Below are 605 nucleotides of genomic sequence, written 5' to 3' on the forward strand. Positions count from 1 at the left end.
TACTTGAGACAGGCAAGCTCCACCGCAGATAAAGCCATCGAATGGATCACGGCGCAGGCCAGCAGTACACCGCCGAGGTATGTTAGGGCGTACTTGTCGTAGCGGGTCGCGATGCCGCGCCACTGCTTGAGCCGATTGAAGCCACGTTCGACGGTGTTGCGCAGCGCGTAGATCTCGGCGTCGAACGCCGGTGGGCGGCCGCCGGCGGATCCCTTGGCCTTGCGGCGGTCGATCTGATCTCGACGTTCGGGAATCGTGTGCTTGATTCTGCGGGAACGCAATTGGGTACGGGTGCTCGGATGCGAATACGCCTTGTCGGCGAGCAACCGGAAATCGTCAGCGGACTGGTCTGAATCCCTGCATGTCGCGGCGTAATCATCGAGCAGCGCCATCAATTGCGGGTTGTCGCCGGCTTGGCCGGCGGTGAGCCGGACCGCCACGGGAGCTTCGCGAGGATCAGTCAGCGCGTGGATCTTGGTGGTCAGCCCGCCGCGGGAACGCCCGATCGCATGATCGTCGGGCTCATCGGCAGATTTCTTGTAATTCGAATTCGACAGTGCCCCCTGTGCACAACGTGTCCGAACGGGCGCCCGCCGAGTGTTGAT

Annotated in this window: 1 pseudogene; it reads right to left on the minus strand. The window is 62.5% G+C overall.

Features of this window, described 5'->3' with window-relative positions:
* Positions 1-605: pseudogene (locus HMPREF0591_RS30145) on the minus strand (IS5 family transposase); the annotation flags it as partial.

The sequence above is a fragment of the Mycobacterium parascrofulaceum ATCC BAA-614 genome, assembly GCF_000164135.1.
In the GTDB taxonomy this organism is placed as follows: Bacteria; Actinomycetota; Actinomycetes; order Mycobacteriales; family Mycobacteriaceae; genus Mycobacterium; species Mycobacterium parascrofulaceum.